The sequence below is a fragment of the Streptomyces sp. NPDC001668 genome, assembly GCF_042893155.1.
Taxonomy (GTDB): domain Bacteria; phylum Actinomycetota; class Actinomycetes; order Streptomycetales; family Streptomycetaceae; genus Streptomyces.
Map to the genome: position 1 here is coordinate 1,213,342 of NZ_JBIAUQ010000001.1, position 23,329 is coordinate 1,236,670.

Sequence of the window (23,329 nt, forward strand, 5' to 3'; positions counted from 1 at the left end):
CGGCCACGGTTCTACGGCAGCGCCAGCATCCGCTCCAGCGCCAGCTTCGCGAACGTCTCGGTCTCCTTGTCGACCTCGATCCGGTTGACGAGCTTGCCCTCGGCCAGGGACTCCAGGGTCCAGACCAGGTGCGGCAGGTCGATGCGGTTCATGGTCGAGCAGAAGCAGACCGTCTTGTCGAGGAAGACGATCTCCTTGCCCTCGGGGGCGAAACGGTTCGCGAGGCGGCGTACGAGGTTGAGCTCCGTGCCGATGGCCCACTTCGAGCCGGCCGGGGCAGCCTCCAGTGCCTTGATGATGTACTCGGTCGAGCCGACGTAGTCCGCCGCGGCCACGACCTCGTGCTTGCACTCGGGGTGCACCAGGACGTTCACCCCGGGGATGCGGGCGCGCACGTCCTCCACGGACTCCAGCGAGAAGCGGCCGTGCACCGAGCAGTGCCCGCGCCACAGGATCATCTTCGCGTCGCGCAGCTGCTCGGCGGTCAGGCCGCCGCCCGGCTTGTGCGGGTTGTAGACGACACAGTCCTCCAGGGACATGCCCATGTCGCGGACCGCGGTGTTGCGGCCGAGGTGCTGGTCGGGCAGGAAGAGGACCTTCTCGCCCTGCTCGAAGGCCCACTCCAGGGCGCGCTTGGCGTTGGAGGACGTGCAGATCAGGCCGCTGTGCTTCCCCGTGAACGCCTTGATGTCCGCCGAGGAGTTCATGTACGACACCGGCACGACCTGCTCGGCTATGCCGGCGTCGGTGAGCACGTCCCAGCACTCGGCGACCTGCTCGGCCGTCGCCATGTCGGCCATGGAGCAGCCGGCGGCGAGGTCGGGGAGGACCACCTTCTGGTCGTCCGAGGTGAGGATGTCCGCGGACTCGGCCATGAAGTGCACACCGCAGAACACGATGTACTCGGCCTCCGGGCGCGCGGCCGCGTCCCGGGCCAGCTTGAAGGAGTCGCCCGTGACGTCGGCGAACTGGATGACCTCGTCACGCTGGTAGTGGTGGCCGAGGACGAACACCTTGTCCCCGAGCTTCTCCTTGGCCGCGCGGGCCCGTTCGACCAGGTCCGGGTCGGAGGGCGAGGGCAGGTCGCCGGGACACTCGACGCCCCGCTCGCTCCTCGGGTCGGCCTCGCGGCCGAGCAGCAACAGGGCGAGCGGAGTCGGCTGTACGTCGAGCTCCGTGGTCTGGGCGGTGGTCACGACACGCACCCTTTCTACTTTTCGTCGAACTGACGTTATCTATCATAACCCGGTTCACGTCACTTTGACGATGGTCATTGCGTCGATGTGACGTGAATCCCGAAGAGGCATTTTCTGACGGCGACCGCATGTGCGAGCATGAAGAAGGCGCCGGAAAAACCGGCGTCCGGCCCGGAATGAATCCGCGGCCTTGCCGGTTGCACCAGTCGGCAAGCAGTCTCCGTACAACCCGGGAGAGATGTAGATGTCCGTATCGGACGAGACCGGCACCGTCACCGACGGCATCATCCTGTCCGACGCCGCAGCGGCGAAGGTCAAGGCCCTGCTCGACCAGGAAGGCCGTGACGACCTGGCCCTGCGCGTCGCCGTTCAGCCCGGCGGCTGCTCCGGCCTGCGTTACCAGCTCTTCTTCGACGAGCGTTCCCTCGACGGCGACGTCGTCAAGGACTTCGGTGGCGTCAAGGTCGTCACCGACCGCATGAGCGCCCCGTACCTGGGTGGCGCGTCCATCGACTTCGTGGACACCATCGAGAAGCAGGGCTTCACGATCGACAACCCCAACGCGACCGGCTCCTGCGCCTGCGGCGACTCCTTCAGCTGAGTCCCGGGCTCGACCAGGTCTCGAGCGACAGAAGGCGGCGGCCCCCTCCGACGGGGCCGCCGCCTTCGCGCGTCCGAGGAACTACCGGGCCCCGGCGGTCTCCGGGAGCCGCGCTCCCGCCTTCTTCAGCGGGATCTCCTTGCCGTCCGAGCCCACGACCTTGCGGTCACCGAGCGGCTCGTCGAGCGGCACGGTCTTCTGGATCTCCTTGGCGATCATGATGCAGACCTTGTCCGGCCACGGCGTGTACGTCACGGTGGCCGTCACCTCGCCCGCGCTCTCACTCGCCGTCGCCGTGTAGTCCCCGCACACCCCGCCGGTGAAGCTCACGGTCAGCTCGTCACCCTCGGCCGTGTAGCCGTCCACCTTGACGTCCCGCGTCTTCGGCGCGGAGGTGGGCCGGCCGGAGGGCGCGGAGGGGGAGGCGGGCGGGACCGGCGTCGCGGTCGCCGGGGAGGCGATGTACTTCGGGTCGACCGCCGGATACGTCACCGTGAAGGCGTCCTTCGCACCCGTCGCCCGCACCTCGAACAGCCAGGACGGCACGAGCGCCTGCCGACCGCCCACGAAGTGCGACGCCAGCCCGAAGACCGCCTTCTCGACGGTGAGCACGCTCTTCGCCGGACTCGCCGTCGACTCCCCGCAGGGCGCCTCGAGACGGTCCTTCAGCGGTACGGGACTGGCGCAGCCGCCGATACCCATGCGGTGACCGGGCGCCGGCACCTTGTTCAGCAGGCCCAGCGTCTTCTCGGCGCTCAGCACGGGGTACGTGTCGCTCTTCACCGGCGCCTTCAACTGGCCGGCACCGCCGACCACCTCACCCTGCCCGTTCACCGTGACGCCGGTGCTCCAGCCGTACGTGGGCAGCCCGCCCACGGCCGGATCGGCGTTCACGACCCGCAGGGCGCCCATGACCTGGCTCGCGTCCAGCTTCGCGGTGTCCTGGCCGAGCGCCTTCAGCACCGGGGCGGCGGCCTTCTCCGCGACCGCCACGCTCACCGGAGGGCCGGTGGGGGTCCCGGGCTTCCCTCCGCACACGGTGGCGCTCCCGCAGTTGTCCATGACGGGGGAGTAGCGCTGGAAGGTCCACGCCCCCGGCGCCTGCCGGTTCACCTGGAGACTCGGCCCCGAGCCGTCCTTGCCGCCGACCCGCCAGACCTGCCCCTGCGCCACCGGGGTCCCGCCGACCCCGAGCGCCTCGGCGAGCCGTGCCACGTCGTCCTCGGTGACCTGCCCCTGGACCCGGTAGACGGGCGCGGAGTCGGGCCCCTCCGGGAGGCTTCCGTCCACGCGGTAGGTCACGCCGTACGGATTGGGCTCCCCGGGTGCGATCCCGTTCCCCGCCCCACCGCTCGCGCCGTACCCGTCGAGGGCGAGAAGCGGCGGGGTGTCGTCACCGGACGCACCGGAGGCCGCGTTCTCGCCGGACCCTGCGGCCCCTCCGGACCCCCCGGAGGCACTGGCGGCGAGATAGGCCCCACCCCCTCCCACCACCAGCACGGCAGCGGCCACGGCAGCGATGGCGACGGGGGACCGGCGCCGCGGGGCGCGGGGGGCCTCGGTGTCCTCGTTGCGGGGGATCTCGGTGTCGGGGGCCGGGGAGCCGTCGGCACCGGCGACGGCCTGAGGCACGTCGTCGTCCGCGCCGGCGTCAGGGCTCGCGGGACCGTCCGCGTCGCCGTCATGGCTCGCGTCGGTGACTTCCTCGGTGCCCTCGGCCCCGCCGGCCTCACCGGGTTCGGCGTGGCTCTCCTCCCCGGGGGGAGCCTCGGCACCGGACGCCCCCGCGCTCCCGGTCTCAGCCTCGCCGGGGTCGTTGTTGTCGGGTCGCTCGGTGTTCACCGCATCGCTCCTTCTGCTGTGCAACTGTCCCTCGACCCTGACCCGGCCCTGTCAAAAAAGCCGGCGAACGGGTCGTATCCCGCATCCCCTTTCCGGGGGACGGCGATGGGACGCAGCGGGGGAGCGCGCGGTTCCCTCGAACGCGCCGACGTGCGCGCCGTGACTCAGACGCGTGACTCAGCCCCGTGGCTCAGTCGCCGTACTCGGACATCGCCTCCAGCAGCCGGGCGGACCCCTCCGGAACCGTCACACCGTGGATGAGCGAGGGAGAAACCGGAAGAGAAACGATCCGGTCCGGGACCGCCCAGTGCGGAGCCATCCGGGCACAGTCACCGCGCAGCGAGGCGAGGTCCCCGTCCAGCTCGGCCGGGGCGGACGCGTACAGCTCAAGGTTCGTCATGACGGAACCGTATGCACGCCGGAGCCCGCGAAGAAAGATCTACTATCGGGTAGTTTCACCTGCTTCACCGCTCCGCAGGTTGTCTCGCAGTACTCCATACGGACCCGATAGCGTTAACCGTCAACACACCCTTCTTCTGGAGAGCCTCGCCGTGCGCATCGCAGTCACCGGCTCCATCGCCACCGACCACCTCATGACGTTCCCCGGCCGCTTCGCCGACCAGCTCGTCGCGGACCAGCTGCACACGGTCTCGCTCTCCTTCCTGGTCGACAACCTCGACGTCCGCAGGGGAGGGGTCGGCGCGAACATCGCCTTCGGCATGGGCCAGCTCGGCACCAAGCCGATCCTCGTCGGCGCCGCGGGCTTCGACTTCGACGAGTACCGCGCCTGGCTCGACCGGCACGGCGTCGACACCGCGTCCGTCCGCATCTCCGAGACGCTGCACACCGCCCGCTTCGTGTGCACCACCGACGCCGACCACAACCAGATCGGCTCCTTCTACACGGGCGCGATGAGTGAGGCCCGCCAGATCGAGCTCAAGACCGTGGCCGACCGCGTGGACGGCCTCGACCTCGTCCTCATCGGCGCCGACGACCCCGAGGCGATGCTGCGCCACACCGAGGAGTGCCGGTCCCGCGGCATCCCGTTCGCCGCGGACTTCTCCCAGCAGATCGCCCGGATGAACGGCGACGAGATCCGGATCCTGCTGGAAGGCGCCACGTACCTCTTCTCCAACGAGTACGAGAAGGGCCTCATCGAGTCCAAGACCGGCTGGTCCGACGAGGAGATCCTCGCCAAGGTCGGCCACCGGGTCACGACGCTCGGGGCGCAGGGCGTGCGGATCGACCGGGTCGGCGAGGAGCCGATCATCGTCGGCTGCCCGGAGGAGGAGCGCAAGGCCGACCCGACGGGTGTCGGCGACGCGTTCCGCGCGGGCTTCCTGTCGGGCCTCGCCTGGGGCGTCTCGCTGGAGCGCGCCGCACAGGTCGGATGCATGCTCGCGACGCTCGTCATCGAGACCGTGGGGACCCAGGAGTACCGGCTGCGGCGCGGTCACTTCATGGAGCGGTTCACCAAGGCGTACGGGGACGAGGCGGCCGACGAGGTCCGCACGCACCTCAAGTGACCGGCTAGGAGATCCGGCGGACCACGTACGCGGAACCCCGGTCCGCCGGTTCCTCTCCCACGTACTCCTGCTCCCGCATCTCGCACCAGGCCGGGATGTCGAGCCGCGCGGCCTCGTCGTCGGAGAGGACCCGGACCGTGCCGCCCACCGGGACCGTCCCGATGACCTTCGCCAGCTCGATGACCGGGATCGGGCACCGCTTGCCGAGAGCGTCCACGACCAGGGAGTCCTCGTGGGCGGCGGCCGACGGCGTCACCACGCCCAGCTTCTCCCGTACCGCCGCCACCGCCCCCGGCAACACCTCCAGGAACCGGTCGACCTCCTCGGAGACCGCCCCGAACGGCAGCGAGACCCGCACATTCCCCTCACTCAGCACTCCCATCGCCTTCAGCACATGGCTGGGCGTCAGAGTGCTGCTGGTGCAGGACGATCCGGAGGAAACGGAGAAACCGGCCCGGTCCAGCTCGTGCAGCAGGGTCTCTCCGTCGACATAGAGACAGGAGAAGGTGACGATCCCCGGCAGTCGCCGCTCCGGATCGCCGACCACGTCCACATCCGGCACCAGCCGCGGCACGCGCGAACGGATCCGCGCCGTCAGCTCCCGCAGCCGTACGGCCTCCTGCTCAGCCTCGGCCCGTACCGCCCGCAGCGAGGCCGCCGCCGCGACGATCGCCGGCAGGTTCTCGAAACCGGGCGCCCGCCCCGACTCCCGCTCGTCGGCCGGTCCCTGGGGCGAGAACCGGACACCTTTCCGTACAGCCAGCAGGCCGACCCCCGACGGACCACCCCATTTGTGCGCGCTGGCGGTCAGCAGGGACCACTCACCCCCGACCGGCCCCCACCCGAGCGACTGTGCCGCGTCCACCAGCAACGGCACCCCGGCCTCCCGGCACAGGGCAGCCACCTCGCCCACCGGCTGCACGGTCCCCACCTCGTGGTTGGCCGACTGGAGACAGGCCAGCGCGGTGTCGGGGCGAAGGGCATCGGCGTACGACCGCGGGTCCACCGCTCCCGTACGGTCCACCGGCACCTCCGTCACGTCGAACGCCTCAGCCGAATGGAGCACCGAGGAGTGTTCGACGGCTGACACGATCAGGTGACGTCCGACGCGACGACGACCGGCCAACGCCCCCGCGATCCCGGTGTGCACGGCCCGCGTTCCGGATGAGGTGAACGTCAGCTCGTCAGGACGGCATCCCACGGCTTCGGCAGCGGCCTCCCGGGCGGCATCCAGCAACATCCGAGCCCGCCGCCCCTCCCGATACAACCGAGAGGGATCAGCCCACCCTTCATCCAACGAGGCCAACAGCGCCTGACGGGCAACGGGATGAAGCGGAGCACTGGAAGCAGCGTCGAAATAAGACACACGGCAACGCTAACCCCTCAGGGGCGCGGGGCTGGGTCTGTTTGCGGCTCCGCCGCGGGGCGCGACCAGCCACAACGCACCCGCAGCCGCCAATCCAGCGAACCCCCAACTCGGTAGGCCCCCCTCCTGGCGACCCCCGGATGGGCGTCGGCTAGGGTTTGGTCCGCATAAACATCCAAACCCCTGCCCGACGCAGGGCGGCGACCGACCACCGAGTAAGGCCAGGCCGCAGCCAATACGCGCGGGCGAGACTCTCGGGAAGGCGCTACGTGAGTCCCAACGGCTCCGACCGCTCGCCGCGGCGCCCGATGCGGCGGAAGCTGCTGCAGGCAATGACCGCGGGCCTGGTCCTGGCGACCGCCACCGGTTGCACATACAAGGACTTCCCCCGCCTTGGTATGCCCACCCCGACCACGGAAGAGGCTCCGCGGATCCTCTCCCTGTGGCAGGGCTCCTGGGCTGCCGCGCTCGCCGTTGGCGTGCTGGTGTGGGGTCTGATCATCTGGAGCGCCATCTTCCACCGGCGCAGCCGCACCAAGGTCGAGGTACCTCCGCAGACCCGGTACAACATGCCCATCGAGGCGCTGTACACCGTGGTTCCGCTCGTCATCGTCTCGGTCCTGTTCTACTTCACGGCCCGTGACGAGTCGAAGCTCCTCAGCCTCAAGAAGCAGCCCGACGTCACCATCAACGTCGTCGGCTACCAGTGGAGCTGGGCGTTCAACTACATCGAGCCCGTCGCGGGTTCCACGGGTGACGCGAAGACGGACAAGAACCTGGCCGCGATTCCGACCCGGTTCAAGAACGCCTTCCCGGCGAACGCCGGCGGTGTCTACGACTTCGGGACGCCCGCCACGCGGAACCCGCAGACCGGTAACCCCGGCCCGACCCTCTGGCTCCCCAAGGGCAAGACGGTCCGCTTCGTCCTCACCTCGCGTGACGTCATCCACTCCTTCTGGGTGGTGCCGTTCCTGATGAAGCAGGACGTCATCCCGGGCCACACCAACGCCTTCGAGGTGACTCCGAACAAGGAGGGCACCTTCATGGGCAAGTGCGCCGAGCTCTGCGGCGTCGACCACTCCCGGATGCTGTTCAACGTGAAGGTCGTCTCCCCCGAGCGCTACGAGCAGCACCTCAAGGACCTCGCGAAGAAGGGGCAGACCGGTTACGTTCCCGCGGGCATCGAGCAGACCGCCCACGAGAAGGACCGGGAGACGACGAACCTGTGAGCATCCTCAACGAACCCCAGGGTGCCGCGGCAGCAGGGTCCCACTACACGGACGAGCTGCCGGTCCGGCGCCAGAACCGCGGCAGTGTCGTGATCAAGTGGCTCACCACCACTGACCACAAGACCATCGGCACGATGTACCTGGCCACGTCGTTCGCGTTCTTCATGATCGGCGGCGTCATGGCGCTGTTCATGCGCGCCGAGCTGGCCCGGCCGGGTCTGCAGCTGATGTCGAACGAGCAGTTCAACCAGGCGTTCACGATGCACGGCACGATCATGCTGCTGATGTTCGCGACGCCGCTGTTCGCCGGCTTCGCGAACTGGATCATGCCGCTGCAGATCGGCGCGCCGGACGTGGCGTTCCCCCGGCTGAACATGTTCGCCTACTGGCTGTACCTGTTCGGGTCGCTCATCGCGGTCGGTGGCTTCCTCACCCCGCAGGGCGCGGCCGACTTCGGCTGGTTCGCCTACAGCCCGCTGTCGGACGCGGTCCGCAGCCCGGGCGTCGGCGCCGACATGTGGATCATGGGTCTGGCCTTCTCCGGCTTCGGCACCATCCTCGGCTCGGTCAACTTCATCACCACGATCATCTGCATGCGCGCTCCTGGCATGACGATGTTCCGCATGCCGATCTTCGTGTGGAACGTGCTGCTGACCGGTGTCCTGGTCCTGCTCGCCTTCCCGGTCCTCGCGGCCGCGCTGTTCGCCCTGGAGGCGGACCGAAAGTTCGGGGCCCACGTCTTCGACGCGGCCAACGGCGGAGCCCTGCTCTGGCAACACCTCTTCTGGTTCTTCGGCCATCCAGAGGTGTACATCATCGCCCTGCCGTTCTTCGGGATCATCTCCGAAGTGATCCCGGTGTTCTCCCGCAAGCCGATGTTCGGCTACACGGGCCTGATCGCGGCGACCATCGCGATCGCCGGTCTGTCCGTGACGGTGTGGGCGCACCACATGTACGTCACCGGCGGTGTGCTGCTCCCGTTCTTCTCCTTCATGACGTTCCTCATCGCCGTACCGACCGGCGTGAAGTTCTTCAACTGGATCGGAACGATGTGGAAGGGGTCCCTGAGTTTCGAGACCCCGATGCTCTGGGCCACCGGCTTCCTGATCACCTTCACCTTCGGTGGTCTGACCGGTGTCATCCTGGCCTCGCCCCCGATGGACTTCCACGTCTCGGACTCGTACTTCGTGGTGGCGCACTTCCACTACGTCGTCTTCGGCACCGTCGTCTTCGCGATGTTCTCCGGCTTCCACTTCTGGTGGCCGAAGTGGACCGGCAAGATGCTCGACGAGCGCCTCGGCAAGATCACGTTCTGGACGCTGTTCATCGGCTTCCACGGCACCTTCCTGGTCCAGCACTGGCTGGGCGCCGAGGGCATGCCGCGTCGTTACGCCGACTATCTGGCGGCCGACGGGTTCACCGCCCTGAACACGATCTCGACGATCAGCTCGTTCCTGCTCGGCCTGTCGATCCTGCCGTTCCTCTACAACGTGTGGAAGACGGCCAAGTACGGCAAGCCGGTCGGCGTCGACGACCCGTGGGGCTACGGCCGCTCGCTCGAGTGGGCGACCTCCTGCCCGCCGCCGCGCCACAACTTCCTCACCCTGCCGCGGATCCGCAGCGAATCCCCGGCGTTCGACCTGCACCACCCCGAGATCGCCGCTCTCGACCAGCTCGAGAACGCCGGTCACGGTGAGAAGGCTCTGGCCGGCAACGGCGGCAAGGAGGCCGGGAAGTGAAGATCCAGGGACGGATGTTCATCTGGCTGAGCGTCTTCATCCTCGCCATGGCGATCATCTATGGCGTGTGGTCGAAGGAGCCGGCCGGTACCACGGCGCTCTTCCTGGCCTTCGGGCTGTCCATCATGATCGGCTTCTACCTGGGCTTCACGGCCAAGCGGGTGGACGCCGGCGCGCAGGACAACAAGGAGGCCGACGTCGCGGACGACGCCGGCGAGGTCGGGTTCTTCAGCCCGCACAGCTGGCAGCCGCTCTCCCTCGCGGTCGGTGGCGCCCTCGCCTTCCTCTCGATCGCGATCGGCTGGTGGCTGATGTACTTCTCGGCGCCGCTGATCCTGGTCGGTCTGTACGGCTGGGTCTTCGAGTACTACCGCGGTGAGAACCGCACCCAGTAGCACGAGCCGAGCTCACCAGGGGCCCGGACACTCCGTCAGGAGCGTCCGGGCTCCTGCGTTTGCCGCAAGAGTGATCACTCGTACGAGTCACCCGGCGTGCCGCAGTTGACTTCGCTTCCTAGCGTGAAGTCATGAACCACACACCGCGTACCCGCACCGTCGTCAGCTGCAGCCTGCTGGTGATCGCGCTCGGCGCGAGCGCCTCCGCCTGCGGGTCCGACGGGAACCCGCTGGCAGAGGCGCCGTACGACGCGGCGGACCAGATCGCCTTCAACGCGCCCTCGGGCGACGGGAAGAAGGCCGACCCGGACAAGCCCCTGGAGGTCACCGCCGAGGACGACGACGGCCGCATCACCGACGTCATCGCCACGGACGCCACCGGTCGCTATCTGGCGGGCGAACTCTCCGCCGACGGCACCCGCTGGCGCAGCACCTCCCCGCTGGCCGCAAACGCCCATTACACGGTCCGGGTGAGCACCGAGGACGAGGACGGGGCACCCGGCCGCAAGGTCCTCGACTTCGACACCAGCAAACCACTCGGCAAGACCCGCCTGAACGTCACCTTCGGCCCCAAGTCGGGCACGTACGGCGTCGGCCAGCCCGTCACCGCCAAGCTGGACCGTCCCGTCAAGGACAAGGCCCAGCGGGCCGTCGTCGAGCGTGCCCTCAGAGTCGACTCCACGCCCGCCGTACCGGGCGCCTGGCACTGGGTGGACGACAAGGAACTCCACTACCGCCCCAAGGAGTACTGGCCCGCCCACGCCACGATCCAGGTCCGCAGCGACCTGGAGGGCATCAAGATCGGCGACCGGCTCTGGGGCGGCAAGGCCAAGCCCCTGAAGCTGACCACCGGCGACCGCATCATCGCCGTGACGGACGCCGCGTCACACTCGATGAAGGTGTACAAGAACGACGAGGTCATCAACGAGCTCCCGGTCACCACCGGCAAGCCCGGCTTCGAGACCCGCAACGGGGTCAAGGTCGTGCTGGGCAAGGAGTACTTCGTACGTATGCGCGGCACCAGCATCGGGATCGCCGAGGGCTCCTCGGACTCCTACGACCTCCCGGTCTACTACGCCACCCGCGTCACCTGGAGCGGCGAGTACGTCCACGCCGCCCCCTGGTCGGTCGGCTCCCAGGGCTACGCCAACGTCAGCCACGGCTGCACCGGCATGAGCACGTCCAACGCCGAGTGGTTCTTCAACACGGTCCACGAGGGAGATGTGGTCAAGGTCATCAACTCGGACGGCGACACGATGGAGCCGTTCGGCAACGGCTTCGGCGACTGGAACGTGGACTGGAAGAAGTGGCGCGACGGCAGCGCGCTGGTCGCCGGCACTCCGGACGGCCCCACCCCGGCGGAGATGGCCAGGCTGAGGCCGGAGAGCGTCTAGACCGGGGCTCGCTGGACCTACCGGGGCCGCGGGGCTGTATCGAAATTGCGGCTACCGCCGCGTGGGCGCGACCAGCCACGACGAGCCCGCAGTCGCCGATGAACAGAGGCTCCCGAGGCCCTAGGCGCTCAGGGCCTTCCGGTCCCGCAGCAAAGAAGCCAGCGCCGCCGCGAACTCCACCGGGTCCACCGGATGCGTCACCGCGCCCTCCGCCCGGCTCCACGTCGCCAGCCACGCGTCCTGCGGCCGCCCGATGAGCAACAGCACCGGCGGGCAGTTGAACACCTCGTCCTTGATCTGCCGGCACAGGCCCATGCCGCCCATCGGCACGGCCTCCCCGTCCAGCACACAGACGTCGATCCCGCCCCTGTCCAGCTCCTTCAGCACCGCGGCGGGCGTGGCGCACTCCAGGAACTCGACCAGCGGGACGTCGGGAGCCGGCCGCCGGCCGGAGGCGAGCCGCACCTGCTCGCGGGTGTTGGAATCGTCGCTGTAGACCAGCACCGTGGCGGTCGGCTGCATTGTTCCTCCGTGACGTCAGCGTCGTAAGGACAGGCCCGTTGGGCCGGATGCTACTCCCTTGAACACCACGTCAACACCGGTATGGAGCAGCAAGACACTCCGAACGGCACCCCCCGGGGTGAGGGCGGGATAAGCGACCGACATAATGTCGGTCGTGGCGACAGCAACGACAGTAGATACCGGGCACGCGCACCCGTCGGTCAACCGGCCGAACCTCACCAGCGTCGGAACCATCATCTGGCTGAGTTCCGAGCTGATGTTCTTCGCGGCCCTCTTCGCGATGTACTTCACCCTGCGATCGGTGACGGGACCCGATCACTGGAAGGAGATGGCGCACGCCCTGAACGTGCCGTTCTCGGCGACGAACACCACGATCCTGGTGCTCTCCTCCCTCACCTGCCAGCTCGGCGTCTTCGCCGCCGAGCGCGGTGACGTGAAGAAGCTCCGGGGCTGGTTCATCATCACCTTCATCATGGGCGCGATCTTCATCGGCGGTCAGATCTACGAGTACACCGAGCTGGTGAAGAAGGACGGCATCTCGCTCTCCTCCGACCCGTACGGCTCGGTGTTCTACCTGACCACCGGCTTCCACGGCCTGCACGTGACGGGCGGCCTCATCGCGTTCCTGTTCGTTCTCGGGCGCACCTACGCGGCCAAGAGGTTCACCCACGAGCAGGCGACCGCGGCGATCGTCGTGTCCTACTACTGGCACTTCGTCGACGTCGTCTGGATCGGCCTCTTCGCCACGATCTACCTGATCAAGTAGCCGGGCCCGCTCCCGACATCGCAAGCATCGACGCAGAAGATCCTGACACCGGGGTAATCCGTGAAAAAGCTCTCCGCACGACGACGCCATCCGCTGGCGGCGCTCGTCGTCCTACTCCTCGCGCTGGCATGCACCGGGGGGCTGTACGCCGTGTTCGCACCCGCGGACAAGGCGAAGGCAGATGAAACCGCCCAGTCCCTGGCCATCGACGAGGGCAAGAAGCTCTTCGCCGTAGGCTGCGCCAGTTGCCACGGCACCGGCGGTCAGGGATCCTCCGACGGTCCGAGCCTCGTGGGCGTGGGCGCCGCGGCCGTCGACTTCCAGGTCGGCACCGGCCGTATGCCGGCCCAGCAGCCGGGTGCGCAGGTTCCGCGCAAGAAGGTCATCTACACGCAGGCCGAGATCGACCAGCTGGCCGCGTACGTCTCCTCCCTGGGCTCGGGTCCGTCCGTCCCGACCGAGGCGCAGTACGGCCCCGACGGCGCCGACATCGCCAAGGGCGGTGAGCTGTTCCGCACCAACTGCGCGCAGTGCCACAACTTCACCGGCAAGGGTGGCGCCCTGACCCACGGCAAGTTCGCACCCGACCTCGAGGGCGTCAGCCCGAAGCACATCTACGAGGCCATGCAGACCGGCCCGCAGAACATGCCGTCGTTCCCCGACACCACGATGTCGGAGCAGAACAAGAAGGACATCATCGCGTACCTGAACGCGGTCAACGGCGACGACTCCGTGAGCCCCGGCGGCCTTGAGCTGGGCGGTCTCGGCCCGGTCTCCGAAGGCCTGTTCGCCTGGATCTTCGGCCTCGGCGCGCTGATCGCGGTCGCCGTCTGGGTCGCCGCTCGGACCGCAAAGGCCAAGAAGTCATGAGTAGCCAAGACATTCCAGAAGAGAACCTGCCCGCAGAGCAGGACGCGCACGGCGCGGTAGGCGTCGCGGACGACAAGAACCCGTTCGCGGACCCCGGCCTCCCGCCCCACGAGCACCGGGTGCAGGACATCGACGAGCGGGCCGCCAAGCGGTCCGAGCGCGTGGTGGCCATGCTGTTCACGGTGTCGATGCTGGCCACCGTCGGGTTCATCGCCTCGTACGTGGGCGTCCCCCACGACAAGACGATCTACGTCTTCCCGATCGGGCACATCAACGCGCTGAACTTCGCGCTGGGCCTGACCCTCGGTCTCGCCCTCTTCTCGATCGGCGCGGGCGCGGTCCACTGGGCCCGCACCCTGATGTCCGACGAGGAGATCGCCGACGAGCGCCACCCGATCGAGGCGTCCCCCGAGGTCCGCGCGAAGGTCCACGCGGACTTCAAGCAGGGTGCCAAGGAGTCGGCGCTCGGCCGTCGGAAGCTGATCCGCAACACGATGTTCGGCGCGCTGGCCCTGTTCCCGCTCTCCGGCGTCGTGCTGCTGCGGGACCTCGGTCCGCTGCCCGGCACCAAGCTCCGCCACACCATGTGGCGCAAGGGCCTGCAGCTCGTCAACATGAACACCAACGAGCCGCTGCGTCCCTCCGACGTCCAGGTCGGCTCGCTGACCTTCGCCAAGCCCGAGGGCCTGGAGGAGCACGACGAGGAGTTCCAGACCGAGATCGCCAAGGCCGCCCTGATGATCGTCCGCATCCAGCCGGACAACATCAAGGACAAGCGCGAGCTCGAGTGGTCGTACGAGGGAATCGTCGCGTACTCGAAGATCTGCACCCACGTCGGTTGCCCGATCTCCCTGTACGAGCAGCAGACGCACCACGTGCTCTGCCCCTGCCACCAGTCCACCTTCGACCTCTCCGACGGTGCCCGGGTGATCTTCGGCCCCGCCGGTCACGCCCTGCCGCAGCTGCGGATCGGCGTGAACGACCAGGGTTACCTCGAAGCGCGCGGCGACTTCGAGGAGCCCGTCGGTCCTGCATTCTGGGAGCGCGGATGAGCACTACAGAGACCTCAGAGTCCCGCGCACGCGGGAAGGCACCGGCCGGCGAGCGCGTCGCCGACTGGGCCGACGGCCGGCTCGGGATCTACTCCCTGGCCAAGGCCAACATGCGCAAGATCTTCCCCGACCACTGGTCGTTCATGTTGGGCGAAGTGTGCATGTACAGCTTCATCATCATCATCCTCACGGGTGTGTATCTGACGCTGTTCTTCCACCCGTCGATGAACGAGGTGGAGTACCACGGCAGTTACGTCCCGCTGCAGGGACAGCTGATGTCCGAGGCCTTCGCCTCGACCATGCACATCTCCTTCGACGTGCGCGGTGGCCTGCTCATCCGGCAGATCCACCACTGGGCGGCGCTGATCTTCGTCGCCGCGATGATGGTCCACATGATGCGCGTGTTCTTCACGGGCGCGTTCCGCAAGCCGCGCGAGGTCAACTGGCTGTTCGGCTGGCTGCTGCTGGTCCTGTCGCTGTTCACCGGCTTCACCGGTTACTCGCTCCCGGACGACCTGCTGTCGGGTACCGGTGTGCGGTTCATCGAGGGCGTGCTGCTGTCGATCCCGGTCGTCGGCACGTACATCTCGTTCTTCGTCTTCGGTGGCGAGTTCCCGGGCGGCGACTTCGTCGCGCGGTTCTACTCCGTCCACATCCTGCTGCTGCCGGGCATCATGCTCGGCCTGATGGTGGCGCACCTGATCCTGGTCTTCTACCACAAGCACACGCAGTTCGCGGGCCCCGGGAAGACGAACAACAACGTGGTCGGCATGCCGCTGCTGCCGGTCTACATGGCCAAGGCCGGAGGCTTCTTCTTCCTGGTCTTCGGTGTCATCGCGGCCATCGCCGCGATCGCCTCGATCAACCCGATCTGGGCCATGGGTCCCTACCGGCCGGACCAGGTGTCCACGGGCGCCCAGCCCGACTGGTACATGGGCTTCGCCGAAGGCCTCGTGCGTGTGATGCCGGGCTGGGAGATCAACTTCGCGGGTCACACGCTGGTCCTCGGCGTGTTCATCCCGATCGTGGTCTTCCCGCTGGTGCTGGTGGCCATCGCCGTGTACCCGTTCGTCGAGGCCTGGGTCACCGGCGACAAGCGCGAGCACCACATTCTCGACCGCCCGCGCAACGCCCCGACCCGGACGGCGTTCGGCATGGCCTGGCTGGCCGCGTACTTCGTGATGCTGATCGGTGGTGGAAACGACCTCTGGGCGACCCACTTCCACCTCTCGATCAACGCGATCACCTGGTTCGTCCGGATCGGCTTCTTCGTCATCCCGGTCCTCACCTTCATCGTCACCAAGCGGATCTGCCTCGGCCTCCAGCGCCGGGACAAGGACAAGGTGCTGCACGGCCGCGAGTCCGGCATCATCAAGCGCCTGCCGCACGGTGAGTTCATCGAGGTGCACGAGCCGCTCAGCCAGGAGCAGCTGCACACGCTCACGGCGCACGAGCAGTACAAGCCGGCCGAGATCGGCCCCACGGTCGACGAGAACGGCGTCGAGCGCAAGGTCAAGGGCTCCGAGAAGCTGCGCGCCAAGCTGAGCGAGGCGTACTACGGCGAGGAAGCCCAGATCGCCAAGCCGACCGTCGAGGAGTACAAGGAGATCACGAGCGGCCACGGCCACCACTGATCCACAGGCTGTTTCCACGCGCTGAAGCCACGCCCGCCAGGGCAGCGGACGGCCCCCGGGAAGAAGTTCCCGGGGGCCGTCCGCGTTGTTGCCCGGCGTGGCCTCAGCGCGGTTCGGGGACCATGAGGAGCGGTCCGGAGCTGAGGCTCATGTGCGGGCGCGGGTGGACCGTCGTGTCCGGTCGGGGGCGCAGCCGCCAGCGGGAGGCGATCGCGGCCAGGGCCAGGGTCGCCTCCGTCATGCCGAACACGTCCCCGATGCACTTGCGGCTGCCGGCGCCGAACGGCAGGTAACTGCCCCGGGTCACGTCCTTGGCCCGCTCGGGCAGCCAGCGGTCGGGGTCGAAGGACTCCGGGTCCGGGAACAGCGCGGGGTTGTGGTGCAGGACGTAGGGGCTGATCAGGATGTCGGAGCCGGGCCGCAGTTCGTGGCCCGCGAGTTCGGTGGCCTGGACGGTGGTCCGGGTGAACAGCCAGGCGGGCGGGTAGAGCCGCAGGCTCTCGGTGAACACCCTTTGCGTGCGGTCGAGCCGGGGCAGGTCGGCGTAGGCGGGCGGCCGGCGGTCCAGGACCTCGTCCAGTTCGGCGTGCAGGGCCGCCTCGGCCTCCGGATTTTGGCCGAGGAGATGGAAGCTCCAGGCGAGGGCGCTCGCCGTGGTCTCGATACCGGCCAGCAGCAGGGTCATGACCTGGTCGTGGATCTCCTGGTCGTCGAGGCGTGCGCCGGTCTCCGGATCCTCGGCGGACAGCAGGGCCGACAGCAGGTCGCCGCGGTCGGTGGAGGCCGTACGGTAGTCCTCGATGATCCGGTGGATCAGCCTGTGCAGCCGGGTCAGTGCCTCGTCGAAGCGGCGGTTGGCCGCGAGGGGCAGTCTGGCGAGCAGCCCGGTCGGGTCCATCGCCCGCCGGTACGCGCCGTGCACGATGACCGGCAGCGAGCGCTGGATCTCGGCGACCGCCCGGTCCGCGATCTCGGTCGAGAACAGGGCACGGGCCGTGACCCGGGCGGTCAGCGCCTGCATCGCGGTGCTGACGTCGAAGGGCCTGCCCGCCTCCCACGACCGGGCCTCGACGGCGCATTCCTGCTGCATCACCTCGGCGTACGTCGGCAGCCGGGCCGAATGGAAGGCGGGCTGCACCAGTCGCCGCTGCCGGCGGTGGTCCGCCCAGTCGGAGGTGATCAGGCCGTTGCCCAGGATCGGGCGCGCCTTCTCCTTCACCGGGCCGCCGGTGTCGTAGACGCGGGCGTTGAGCAGCACTTCGTGGACCAGATCGGGATGGCAGGGCAGATAGGCGCGACCGGTGCCCAGCCGAAGCTCGACCAGGTCGCCGTGGGCGGGCAGCGAGGTCAGGAACTCCAAGGGGCCGCGGCCCATCCGCAGGGCATGTCCGATCAGCGGCAGACCACCGGGCGCGGTGCTGACACGCCAGTCACGGGCGGCTGACGGCTGGCGCGCGGTCCTCGTACTCATAGGTCCTTCATCCCCTTTGTCTCACGGCTGTCGGCGCGGTTCGCAGATCATGGGCAGCGGGCCGGCCTCCAGGGTGGCCTTCGGCTCCGGGCGCAGGCTGGTGCCGGGGACGGGACGCAGCCGCCACCGGCTCGCGATCGTGGCCACGATGAGGGCGGTCTCGGTGAGGGCGAGGACGTCCCCGATGCATTTGTGGCTGCCCGCTCCGAACGGCAGCAGCGCCCCGCGTGGCACTTCCTTGGCGCTGTCGCCCAGCCAGCGCTCGGGGACGAACTCCCCGGGAGCCGGGAACAGTTCGGGATTGTGGTGCAGGGCCTGGGGGCTGTAGAGGACCAGCGTGCCCGCCGGGACGGGGTGCCCGCCGAGGTGGGTGTCGACCGCGGCCACCCGCATCGACATCCAGGACGGCGGGTACAGCCGCAACGCCTCGGTGATGACGGCGCGGGTGTACTCCAGCTTCGGCAGGTCGTCGAAGACGGGGGAGCGGTCGCCGACGGCGGCGTCGACCTCGGCGTGCACCAGCCGCTCGGCCTCGGGGTGCGCGCCCAGCAGGTGGAAGACGAACGCGAGGGTGGAGGCGGTGGTCTCGCTGCCCGCCACGAGGAAGGTGACGACCTGGTCGAGGATCTCCTCGTCGGTCAACCGCTGCCCGGTCTCCGGGTGTTCGGCCCGCAGCAGGGTGGAGAGCAGGTCGCCGTGGTCGGCCGTGGACCGGCGGCGGTCGCTGATCATCGACTCGACGATCTCGCGCAGCCTGCGGTTGGCGTGGTCGTAGCGCCGGTTGCCGGGGGTGGGGAGCTTCTCCAGGAAGCCCAGCGGGGAGATCGTGCGCTTGTAGATGCCCTGCGAGACGATCCGCAGGCAGTACCGGGCCTCCTCGATGGTCCGCTCGTCGGCACCGGTGGAGAACAGCGTCCGGGCGGCGACCCGCATCAGCAGGGCGTGCATGGCCTCGCCGATGTCCTGGGTCCGGCCGGGCCGCCAGGCGCTGATCGCGGTACGGGTGTCGTCGCCCACGGCGGCCGTGTAGTCGGCGATCTTCGTGGGGTGGAACGCCGGCTGGATGACCCGTCGCTGATACCGGTGTTCTTCGCCGCGGGACACGGACAGGCTGTTGCCCAGCAGTTGCCGGGCCTTGTCGAAGAGACCGCCCTTGTCGAAGGTCCGCGGGTTCACCAGGATGTGGTGGACGAGCTCGGGATGGCAGGCGAGATAGGCACGGGCGGTCCCGAGCCTGATCTCGACCACGTCGCCGTGGGCGGGCAGGGAGGCCAGGAACTCCAGAGGCCGGCGCCAGAGCGCGAGCACATGCCCAAGGAGCGGGACCGCCCCCGGGGCGGCGCCGAACGACCAGGAACGGGCGGGTGTTTCGGGGGCTTTGCTCGGGTGCACGTTTCCCGTTTCCCTACTGGATACGTGAGTTGACGTTGTTCACGGCCGCTTTGTACCGCTTGTTGCTGGTGGTCCAGATGAAGTTGCCGTAGATGAGGTCGAGCAGGACGTCACGGGTGACGTCGTCGAAGGACTTGATGCACTCCACGTCCTCGACGATGTCGTCCAGGCGCCGCTGGAAGAACTCCTCGAAACTGTCCTGATCCGATACGTCGCAGAGCCGGAAACAGTTGGTGATCTGGCCGAGGGAGATTTCACGGTCGTACGAGTAGAAGTCGTTGACGATTGCCAGGCCTCGGGTGGTCATACGCGCGGCCAGACTCGACTTGGCGTGTTCGGTGAACTCCCGGTGACGGTAGATCGGATACGACATCTTCATCCAGAAGTCGACGCCCACATCCGTCACGCGGAATCGGAAGTACTGCTCGGGGGAGGTGTTGCAGAGCACTTCCTTTATCGGGGAGTTGCGGAACATGTGATCGCTGGTGATGAAAGTGCGGGCGCCTTCGAGGGCGAATTGCGCACCGTCCTCGTCGTAATACTTCTCGCATATCTTGCGCAGCTCGGGCAGGAAGACGTCGAAATCGTGCAGGGCGGGATCCATGTCGTCCCACACGAAGGTGACGCAGTTGAGGATGCAGACCGCCTTGAATGCCTCCATGTCCCGGATGTGGCGGGCGCTCTGCGACCACCGGACGACATCCATGTAGGAGATCCAGCGTTCGTCGGAGACGGACTTCCCGAAAGGCGCCACCGCGGTATTGCAGGCGTCGATGACTTCCCGCAGTTCGGTATCGGTCATCGGCACCATCTGCGGCATGTACCCGATGTGCTGCTCGAACACCTCGGTGAACTTCCGGGTGCACTGGTTCCAGTGGCGCATCATGCCGGGGAGAACGGTCTCGGGGGCGGAGATTTCAGTGGTCATGAGTCCCTCGCAGTGGCCGTACGGGTGATCCGCCTCAGGGCGCCGACGGCGTCCGCGGTGAACGGCGCGTCGTCGAGCGCGCTCAGTGCCTGTCGTTGCCGGTCGTCGATCATGCGCTCGACGGTCTCCCGGGCGCGGGTCGCCTCGAAGATCCCGCGGACGGCGGCCGCTCCCTCCTCGTCCAGCAGCGGATCGCCGAGAAGCCGGCGCAGCGTCGCGTTCTGCTTCTCGTCGGCGGCGCGCAGGGCGAGCGCGGTCAGCGTGGTGTTCTTGCCGGCGCGCAGGTCGTCGAGCCGGGACTTGCCGGTGACCAGCGGATCGCCGTACACGCCGAGCAGGTCGTCGCGGAGCTGGAAGGCCTCGCCGAGCGGGAGGGCGTAGGAGGTGAAGGCCGCCATGGCCTCGGGGCCGGCGCCCGCGAGCGCTGCGCCGACGTGCAGCGGGCGCTCGATGGTGTACTTGGCCGTCTTGTAGCGGCAGACGTTCAGCGTGGCCTCGACGTCGTCGGTCAGGCCACCGGTGGCATGCAGATCGAGGTATTGACCCACCATCACCTCGGTGCGCATCCGGGACACCAGCGGCAGGACCGCCGCGAGCTGGGCGGGGGAGAGTCCGGCCGAGTGCAGCAGCTCGTCGGACCAGGTGAGCGCGAGGTCGCCCAGCAGGACCGCGCCGCTCAAGCCGAACCACTCGACCTCGTCCGGACTTCGGCACGAGGCATGGTGGGTGGCGAGGGTGCGGTGCACGGTGGGGCGGCCGCGACGGGTGTCACTGAGGTCCATCACGTCGTCGTGGATGAGCGCGAAGGCGTGGAACATCTCCAGGCAGGCGGCGACCCGGAACACCGACTCGGACTCCGCGGTGCCGCCGACGGCCTGCCAGCCGGTCACACACAGCAGGGGCCGGATCCGCTTACCGCCGGAGAGGAACTCCCGGACCAGTCCGGAGAGATAGGGCAGATGGGGCTGGGGTGCGGCGTCGTCCTTTTCCGTCAGGAAGTCCACGAGCACTTCGTCCACCGTCCGGCGAATAATTTCCGGTTCGAGGACGTCCAGGCTTGCTAAGGGTGCTGTCACTGAGTTTTCCCCTCTTCGGCGAAGTCTTGACCATGCGCGTGTTTATGGGGATTGCCTCGATCGGCGGGGTCGACAGGAATGACCGAATGCCGTGAAGGACGGTGAGCGGAGTGGTCGTACCCGGAGCGTCAGCCGGCGACTAGCGCTCGGCGGCTCTGCATCTCGGGAACACCATGCAGAAAGAGCGGTTCCAGGCCCGCAAGAGTCTTCTGCTCGGCACTCGAATTCCCCCGTCCGAAAGGCCGTCCATGTGTGAGGCCCGGTCAGTCTAGGCATACGTCGGCCGGATTCGGAAGGGACTCCTCCTGTGGGCGGGACGGTGAGAGGCCTCACACGCAACCGCCCATACGGGCGGTCCATACCCAGGGTCGGTGGCGTTTGAACATGCTTGCGCCCGGCAGAACGCTGGGGTACGTTCGGCTGAGTTGATCAACCTTTCCGGGCGGCCGCTGCGGGCTCGGATGGCTTTTATGCTCTTCTTATCCGCGCACCTTGTTGCCGCTGTGTACGTCCAGTGAGCCGGTGCCGAGCGCTGCCGGATTTCTTCATGTGCGAATCCGGCTCCGCTTCAGGGTGAGGGGCCGGTAAGTGATTTCAAGGCGTCCGGGGGAAGGTGCCTAATTGTCCAGAATTACTGATGTGTCGCGTGACCGTGCCGAGCACCGTCCGATCGCGGTGATCGGCATCGCCTGCCGCTTACCGGGCGCGAACAGTCCGGAGGAGTTCTGGCGACTCCTCGCGGAGGGCCAGGACACCGTCACCCCGGTACCCCCGGGGCGATGGACCCGTCCTCCCGGCACCGACCAGGACCCCGCCCTCGACCGCGGCGCCTTCCTCGACGGGCCGGACCTGTTCGACGCCGGGTTCTTCGGGATCTCGCCCCGCGAGGCCGCGGCCATGGACCCCCAGCAGCGGTTGATGCTCGAACTCGGCTGGGAGGCCCTGGAGGACGCGGGGCTGACCCCCGAGCGGCTCTCCGCACAACGCACCGGCGTCTTCGTCGGCGCCATCAGCGACGATTACGCCGTTCTCCTGCGGCGGCACGGCGGTTCGGCCGTCACCCACCACACCTTGACCGGCCTCAACCGTGGCATGATCGCCAACCGGCTCTCCTATGTGCTGGGCGCCGACGGGCCCAGCCTGGTGATCGACTCCGGCCAGTCCTCCTCGCTCGTCGCCGTCCACACGGCCTGCCAGAGCCTGCGCGCCGACGAGTGCGACACCGCCGTCGCCGGCGGCGTACACCTCAACCTCGCCTTCGACGGCGCCCTGAGCGCGGCCCGCTTCGGCGGACTGTCACCGGACGGCCGGTGCTTCACCTTCGACTCCCGTGCCAACGGCTTCGTCCGCGGGGAGGGCGGCGGTCTCGTCCTCCTCAAACCCCTGGACCGGGCGCTCGCCGACGGCGACCGCATCCACGGAGTCCTGCGGGGCAGCGCGGTCAACAACGACGGCGGCGGTGACACCCTCACCACCCCGAGCCGCACCGCCCAGGCGCGCGTGGTGCGCAGCGCCTGCGCCGCCGCGGGTGTCGACCCCGCGCAGGTCCAGTACGTCGAGCTGCACGGTACGGGAACGCCGGTCGGCGATCCCGTCGAGGCGGCGGCCCTGGCGCAGGCCCTCGGCTCCGCGCACCCGGCGCACTCGCCACTGCGGGTCGGGTCGGTGAAGACCAATGTCGGGCACCTCGAGGGCGCGGCGGGCATCACCGGACTGATCAAGGTCCTGCTGGCCCTGGAACGGCGTCGGCTGCCGGCCAGTCTGCACTTCCGCACCGCCAACCCGGCCATCCCGCTGGACGAGTGGAACCTGCGAGTACAGACCGAGCCCTCGGACTGGCCGCGTCCTGAGGCACCGCTGGTGGCAGGGGTGTCGTCGTTCGGCGTGGGCGGGACGAATGCGCATGTGATCGTGGAGGAGGCTCCGACGGTCGAGGCTCCGGAGGTCCAGGGTGCTGTGGTGGAGGGGGCGGTGCCGGGTGGGGTGGTGCCGTGGGTGGTGTCGGGGCGGTCCGAGGCTGGGCTGCGGGCGCAGGCGGGACGGCTGAGGGAGTTCGTCACCGCCAACGACGCTTCTGCCGTGGACATCGGATGGTCGCTCGTCCGGCATCGGGCAGCGTTGGAGCATCGGGCTGTGGTGGTGGCGGAGGACCGGGAGGGGTTCCTGGCGGGGCTTGATGCGGTTGCCGCGGGTGAGCCTGCGGGGCATGTGGTGAGTGGTGTGCCCGGGCGGGATGCCGGTGTGGTGTTTGTGTTTCCGGGTCAGGGCTCGCAGTGGGTGGGGATGGCGGCTGAGCTGTTGGAGAGTTCGCCGGTGTTCGCCGAGTCGGT

At 68.4% G+C, this 23,329-nt stretch carries 20 protein-coding genes; 11 read left to right on the forward strand and 9 right to left on the reverse strand.

Annotated elements, in window-relative coordinates:
• Positions 1 to 11: 11 nt before the first annotated feature.
• Positions 12 to 1,196 (reverse strand): quinolinate synthase NadA, encoded by a 1,185-nt coding sequence (gene nadA, locus ACFYZ8_RS05400; protein WP_388535133.1) that lies wholly within the window; start codon positions 1,194 to 1,196, stop codon positions 12 to 14.
• 244 nt (positions 1,197 to 1,440) lie between these two features.
• On the opposite strand from nadA, the gene ACFYZ8_RS05405 reads away from it, so the two are divergent.
• Positions 1,441 to 1,797 carry an iron-sulfur cluster assembly accessory protein gene (locus tag ACFYZ8_RS05405; RefSeq protein ID WP_020137379.1) on the forward strand — a complete coding sequence of 119 codons (357 nt, stop codon included), beginning with the start codon at positions 1,441 to 1,443 and terminating at the stop codon, positions 1,795 to 1,797.
• An 81-nt stretch (positions 1,798 to 1,878) separates the two neighbouring features.
• Here ACFYZ8_RS05405 and ACFYZ8_RS05410 read toward each other — a convergent pair whose 3' ends face one another.
• Positions 1,879 to 3,639: a hypothetical protein gene (locus tag ACFYZ8_RS05410; RefSeq protein ID WP_388535130.1), complete on the reverse strand. Its 1,761-nt coding sequence runs from the start codon at positions 3,637 to 3,639 to the stop codon at positions 1,879 to 1,881.
• A 190-nt stretch (positions 3,640 to 3,829) separates the two neighbouring features.
• Positions 3,830 to 4,039: a hypothetical protein gene (locus tag ACFYZ8_RS05415; protein ID WP_359034566.1), complete on the reverse strand. Its 210-nt coding sequence runs from the start codon at positions 4,037 to 4,039 to the stop codon at positions 3,830 to 3,832.
• A 151-nt stretch (positions 4,040 to 4,190) separates the two neighbouring features.
• On the opposite strand from ACFYZ8_RS05415, the gene ACFYZ8_RS05420 reads away from it, so the two are divergent.
• Positions 4,191 to 5,165 carry a carbohydrate kinase family protein gene (locus tag ACFYZ8_RS05420; RefSeq protein WP_359034568.1) on the forward strand — a complete coding sequence of 325 codons (975 nt, stop codon included), beginning with the start codon at positions 4,191 to 4,193 and terminating at the stop codon, positions 5,163 to 5,165.
• 4 nt (positions 5,166 to 5,169) lie between these two features.
• On the opposite strand, the gene ACFYZ8_RS05425 is transcribed toward ACFYZ8_RS05420, so the two are convergent.
• Positions 5,170 to 6,531, reverse strand: coding sequence for a cysteine desulfurase/sulfurtransferase TusA family protein (locus ACFYZ8_RS05425; RefSeq protein WP_388535127.1), 1,362 nt, complete (start codon positions 6,529 to 6,531; stop codon positions 5,170 to 5,172).
• A 269-nt stretch (positions 6,532 to 6,800) separates the two neighbouring features.
• Here ACFYZ8_RS05425 and coxB point away from each other — a divergent pair, with 269 nt between their 5' ends.
• The 4 genes from coxB (at position 6,801) to ACFYZ8_RS05445 (ending at position 11,288) form a co-directional block, all read left to right on the forward strand.
• Positions 6,801 to 7,760 (forward strand): cytochrome c oxidase subunit II, encoded by a 960-nt coding sequence (coxB, locus tag ACFYZ8_RS05430; protein ID WP_356586339.1) that lies wholly within the window; start codon positions 6,801 to 6,803, stop codon positions 7,758 to 7,760.
• Positions 7,757 to 9,499 carry a cytochrome c oxidase subunit I gene (gene ctaD, locus ACFYZ8_RS05435; RefSeq protein ID WP_359034573.1) on the forward strand — a complete coding sequence of 581 codons (1,743 nt, stop codon included), beginning with the start codon at positions 7,757 to 7,759 and terminating at the stop codon, positions 9,497 to 9,499. The genes coxB and ctaD overlap by 4 nt, the downstream gene beginning before the upstream one ends.
• On the forward strand, positions 9,496 to 9,894 hold the full coding sequence (locus ACFYZ8_RS05440; RefSeq protein ID WP_359034575.1) for a cytochrome c oxidase subunit 4: 399 nt from the start codon (positions 9,496 to 9,498) through the stop codon (positions 9,892 to 9,894). The genes ctaD and ACFYZ8_RS05440 overlap by 4 nt, the downstream gene beginning before the upstream one ends.
• 131 nt (positions 9,895 to 10,025) lie before the next feature.
• Positions 10,026 to 11,288 (forward strand): Ig-like domain-containing protein, encoded by a 1,263-nt coding sequence (locus tag ACFYZ8_RS05445; protein ID WP_359034577.1) that lies wholly within the window; start codon positions 10,026 to 10,028, stop codon positions 11,286 to 11,288.
• A gap of 120 nt (positions 11,289 to 11,408) precedes the next feature.
• Here the strand turns inward: ACFYZ8_RS05445 and ACFYZ8_RS05450 are convergent, their stop codons facing one another.
• The gene (locus ACFYZ8_RS05450) at positions 11,409 to 11,810 is read right to left on the reverse strand and encodes a hypothetical protein (protein ID WP_359034579.1); all 402 of its coding nucleotides are present in this window, start codon (positions 11,808 to 11,810) and stop codon (positions 11,409 to 11,411) included.
• Between the two features lie 145 nt (positions 11,811 to 11,955).
• Between ACFYZ8_RS05450 and ACFYZ8_RS05455 the strand changes: the two genes are divergently transcribed.
• From ACFYZ8_RS05455 to ACFYZ8_RS05470, 4 genes are read left to right on the forward strand one after another with little or no spacing between them, the layout of a single operon-like run.
• Positions 11,956 to 12,576, forward strand: coding sequence for a heme-copper oxidase subunit III (locus ACFYZ8_RS05455; RefSeq protein WP_311714067.1), 621 nt, complete (start codon positions 11,956 to 11,958; stop codon positions 12,574 to 12,576).
• A gap of 60 nt (positions 12,577 to 12,636) precedes the next feature.
• Positions 12,637 to 13,446, forward strand: coding sequence for a c-type cytochrome (locus tag ACFYZ8_RS05460; protein WP_359034581.1), 810 nt, complete (start codon positions 12,637 to 12,639; stop codon positions 13,444 to 13,446).
• Positions 13,443 to 14,498 carry a Rieske 2Fe-2S domain-containing protein gene (locus ACFYZ8_RS05465; protein WP_388535121.1) on the forward strand — a complete coding sequence of 352 codons (1,056 nt, stop codon included), beginning with the start codon at positions 13,443 to 13,445 and terminating at the stop codon, positions 14,496 to 14,498. Before ACFYZ8_RS05460 ends, ACFYZ8_RS05465 begins: the two co-directional genes overlap by 4 nt.
• Entirely contained in the window at positions 14,495 to 16,132 is a 1,638-nt protein-coding gene (locus ACFYZ8_RS05470) for a cytochrome bc complex cytochrome b subunit (protein WP_359034584.1), read from the forward strand. The genes ACFYZ8_RS05465 and ACFYZ8_RS05470 overlap by 4 nt, the downstream gene beginning before the upstream one ends.
• 103 nt (positions 16,133 to 16,235) lie before the next feature.
• Here ACFYZ8_RS05470 and ACFYZ8_RS05475 read toward each other — a convergent pair whose 3' ends face one another.
• From ACFYZ8_RS05475 to ACFYZ8_RS05490, 4 genes are read right to left on the reverse strand one after another with little or no spacing between them, the layout of a single operon-like run.
• Positions 16,236 to 17,603 (reverse strand): cytochrome P450, encoded by a 1,368-nt coding sequence (locus ACFYZ8_RS05475; RefSeq protein ID WP_388535118.1) that lies wholly within the window; start codon positions 17,601 to 17,603, stop codon positions 16,236 to 16,238.
• Positions 17,604 to 17,624: 21 nt separating this feature from the next.
• Positions 17,625 to 18,995, reverse strand: a complete 1,371-nt coding sequence (locus ACFYZ8_RS05480; RefSeq protein ID WP_388535115.1) for a cytochrome P450 — start codon at positions 18,993 to 18,995, stop codon at positions 17,625 to 17,627.
• A gap of 13 nt (positions 18,996 to 19,008) precedes the next feature.
• Positions 19,009 to 19,923 (reverse strand): terpene synthase family protein, encoded by a 915-nt coding sequence (locus ACFYZ8_RS05485; protein ID WP_388535112.1) that lies wholly within the window; start codon positions 19,921 to 19,923, stop codon positions 19,009 to 19,011.
• Positions 19,920 to 20,999 (reverse strand): polyprenyl synthetase family protein, encoded by a 1,080-nt coding sequence (locus tag ACFYZ8_RS05490; protein WP_359040569.1) that lies wholly within the window; start codon positions 20,997 to 20,999, stop codon positions 19,920 to 19,922. Before ACFYZ8_RS05490 ends, ACFYZ8_RS05485 begins: the two co-directional genes overlap by 4 nt.
• Before the next feature lie 639 nt (positions 21,000 to 21,638).
• On the opposite strand from ACFYZ8_RS05490, the gene ACFYZ8_RS05495 reads away from it, so the two are divergent.
• On the forward strand, positions 21,639 to 23,329 hold a 1,691-nt coding region (locus tag ACFYZ8_RS05495; protein WP_389049738.1), incomplete at its 3' end, for a type I polyketide synthase.